The following is a 2,741-nucleotide window of genomic DNA, read 5'->3' as shown; positions in this document are numbered from 1 at the left end:
CATATCGGCTCTCCGTCCTATTTTCGGACGAGAATCCCACGGAATCGGTCGTCCGCTGTCCCGCTCTCTTCGGTTTCGATATCGAATCCGAGTGACTCGTAGAACGGTCGGACGCGAGCATCAAAGTCGGCAACGAGTCGCCCCCGTCGGTCGAGGGCATGGGCGACGAGTTTGGTTCCGACTCCCCATCCACGGCGACTCGGTGAGACGGCCACGGCGTCCACGTAGTCACCGTCGAGAACGAGTGCGCCGACGATTCGACCGCCTGCCTCGCCGTCTCGGTCCCGGCCGGTTTCGGCGACGAGGCAGTCGCCCGTGCTCAGCCGCGTTCGGACCTCGCTCGCATCCATGTCGAGGAGTCCAGCGTCGAGAACACGCATCACGGCGACCAATTCGTCTGGCGTCCCCTCGCGGATGGCGATATCGCTCATTATCGGCGCTGGGTTGCGCGGGGAGAAAGGTCCGGCGGAGGGGGGAGAGAGCGGTCCGGCGCGAACGACGTCGTTATGCCGCCAGTCGGTCGATTCGATTTAACAGGTCGTCTATCTCGGGTCTGTCAGCCGGATTCGACCCGCGGTGGGTGTAGGCGACCTCAGGGTCATCACCTCGGAGGTCGACGAGGACGGCCTCCGGCATCCGACCGACCAAGTCGTGCAGTTTTCCGAGCGCCCCGAAGCGCGTCGGCTGGTCGAACTCGTCACCCACGTCGGCACCGGGGTCAGCGAGCAACGGGAACGGGAGGTCGTAGCTTTGCTGCCATTTCTCGGCGCGTTCCGGTGGCTCAGGCAGGACCGAGACGACTTCCGCGTCTCGCGCTTCGAACTCGTCGTATCGGCGCTTTACCGACTGTACTTGTCTGCGGCACATCTTACAGTAGTAATCTCGCTGGAGGAGTAACACGAGGAAATCGGCCTCCACGTCGGCTAATGAGACTGTCTCAGAACCGGCCGCAACGTTAGGCAATTCGAAGTTGAGAGACTGAGCCTTGTCGGACATCACCGGGTATTCGTGCATGCCCGGGATAACCATCTCCCGGGCGTGCATTTCACACGCCAAACACCAAAACCGAGGTACGAAGACCGAACGCGGAATTATCCGCCCTTGATGAGGCGGAGCACCTTCACGTGGTCCTCCTCGACTGGTTGGTCCTCGGGAACGGGGCGGCCGTCGACGAGGACGGACACTTCGTGGGGGCTGAGGTCGACTGCCTTCACGAGGTCCGCGTAGGTACCATCGTCACCGACGGTGACCTCGTGGGCCTCCTCGCCGACGACTTCGACGGTCACGTCCATGCTCGGGCGTGCGTGGCCAGCGGGTTTCAGTCCGTCGGCTTTGTCGTCGCTGCGCAGTTTAACTCCGAGGTGCCGGGTCGTCGCCACCGTCTCGGACGCTTTATGTGCGGGGCGGCCCGTGGGATGGATATGAGCGAGGCCGCGGAGTCGGGCGACGCCCCGGCGGGTCGCGAAATCTGGATCGAGAAGTACCGACCGCAGACCCTCGACGACATCTACGGACAGGAGGAAATCGTCGAACGACTGCGCAGTTACATCGAGCGCGACGACCTGCCGCACCTGCTCTTTGCGGGACCGGCGGGCGTCGGGAAGACCACATCCGCGACTGCCATCGCCCGCACCCTCTACGGCGACGACTGGCGCGGCAACTTCCTCGAACTCAACGCCTCTGACGAGCGCGGTATCGACGTGGTCCGCGACCGCATCAAGAACTTCGCGCGCTCGTCGTTCAACCCCGAGCGCGGTTACACCATCATCTTCCTCGACGAGGCCGACTCGCTGACGAACGACGCGCAGTCGGCGCTCCGGCGGACGATGGAGGAGTTCTCTGACAAGACGCGCTTTATCCTCTCGTGTAACTACTCCTCGAAGATTATCGACCCGATTCAGTCCCGCTGTGCGGTCTTCCGCTTTTCCCCGCTCGGCGACGACGCTATCGCGGAACAGACCCGCGACATCGCCGAGGCCGAGGGTATCGAACTCACCGAAGGCGGTCTCGACGCGCTCGTCTACGCCGCCGGCGGCGACATGCGCCGCGCCATCAACTCCCTGCAGGCCGCGGCGACGACCGGCGAGGTCGTCGACGAGGAAGCAGTCTACCTGATTACGTCGACCGCGCGCCCCGAAGACATCGAGAAGATGGTTCGCGCCGCTATCGACGGCGAGTTCACCGCCGCGCGCAAGCAGTTGGAGACGCTCATCGTCGACACCGGCATGGCTGGCGGCGACATCATCGACCAACTACACCGGTCGGTCTGGGACTTCGACCTCGACGAGCGCGACGCCGTCCACCTCATGGAACGTATCGGCGAGGCCGACTACCGCATCTCCGAGGGCGCAAACGAACAGGTCCAACTCGAAGCGCTCCTCGCGTCGCTCGCGCTCTCGCAGAACTAAGCTGTACTCTGGCTGCTTTCCAGCCGCTTTCTGTATTCTGGCCGCTTTCTGTCTCCGTCTGTGTTTTCGCTTACTCTACTACCACTACGACCGGAACTCGAATCGAGCGCCGCCCAACGGACCCGAGGTCACACTGACCGACCAGCCGTGTGCCTCTGCGATAGACTCCACGATTGCAAGCCCGTAGCCGATGCCGTTTTCACCGGTCGTCTCGCCGGGCTTGAATACCTTGTCTCGGCGGTCAGGTTCGATACCGGGACCGTCGTCTTCGACGTAGAACCCGTCGTCGAGACTGCCGATATCCTGTCTCTTATACACATCTCCGAGCCTACC

Annotated in this window: 5 protein-coding genes; 1 reads left to right on the top strand and 4 read right to left on the bottom strand. The window is 63.1% G+C overall.

All coding sequences use genetic code 11. The features are described 5' to 3' along the window. Window positions 1-17 precede the first annotated feature (17 nt). The 3 genes from QT222_RS03125 to samp2 form a co-directional block, all read right to left on the bottom strand. Entirely contained in the window at window positions 18-431 is a 414-nt protein-coding gene (locus QT222_RS03125) for a GNAT family N-acetyltransferase (protein WP_491476274.1), read from the bottom strand. A 73-nt stretch (window positions 432-504) separates the two neighbouring features. Beyond that, the gene (locus tag QT222_RS03120) at window positions 505-996 is read right to left on the bottom strand and encodes a redoxin domain-containing protein (RefSeq protein WP_491476273.1); all 492 of its coding nucleotides are present in this window, start codon (window positions 994-996) and stop codon (window positions 505-507) included. Between the two features lie 95 nt (window positions 997-1,091). Then, a complete protein-coding gene (samp2, locus tag QT222_RS03115; protein WP_014732059.1) occupies window positions 1,092-1,292 on the bottom strand; it encodes a ubiquitin-like small modifier protein SAMP2 in 201 nt (66 codons plus the stop codon). Between the two features lie 129 nt (window positions 1,293-1,421). Here samp2 and QT222_RS03110 point away from each other — a divergent pair, with 129 nt between their 5' ends. Then, window positions 1,422-2,408 carry a replication factor C small subunit gene (locus QT222_RS03110; RefSeq protein ID WP_179955352.1) on the top strand — a complete coding sequence of 329 codons (987 nt, stop codon included), beginning with the start codon at window positions 1,422-1,424 and terminating at the stop codon, window positions 2,406-2,408. Between the two features lie 84 nt (window positions 2,409-2,492). On the opposite strand, the gene QT222_RS03105 is transcribed toward QT222_RS03110, so the two are convergent. Further along, a partial coding sequence (locus tag QT222_RS03105; protein WP_491476272.1) for an ATP-binding protein occupies window positions 2,493-2,741 on the bottom strand: 249 nt, incomplete at its 5' end.

The organism is Haloferax sp. s1, from assembly GCF_058382125.1.
The sequence above is the reverse complement of the archived record's forward strand: the minus strand, read 5'-3'. Positions and strand labels throughout refer to the sequence as shown.

What these genes read in the sequence shown, in the direction of transcription:
- QT222_RS03110 (WP_179955352.1), top strand. Translation starts at nt 1,422, where the DNA reads ATGAGCGAGGCCGCGGAGTCGGGCGACGCCCCGGCGGGTCGCGAAATC.
- QT222_RS03125 (WP_491476274.1), bottom strand. Translation starts at nt 431, where the DNA reads ATGAGCGATATCGCCATCCGCGAGGGGACGCCAGACGAATTGGTCGCC.
- QT222_RS03120 (WP_491476273.1), bottom strand. Translation starts at nt 996, where the DNA reads ATGTCCGACAAGGCTCAGTCTCTCAACTTCGAATTGCCTAACGTTGCG.
- samp2 (WP_014732059.1), bottom strand. Translation starts at nt 1,292, where the DNA reads ATGGACGTGACCGTCGAAGTCGTCGGCGAGGAGGCCCACGAGGTCACC.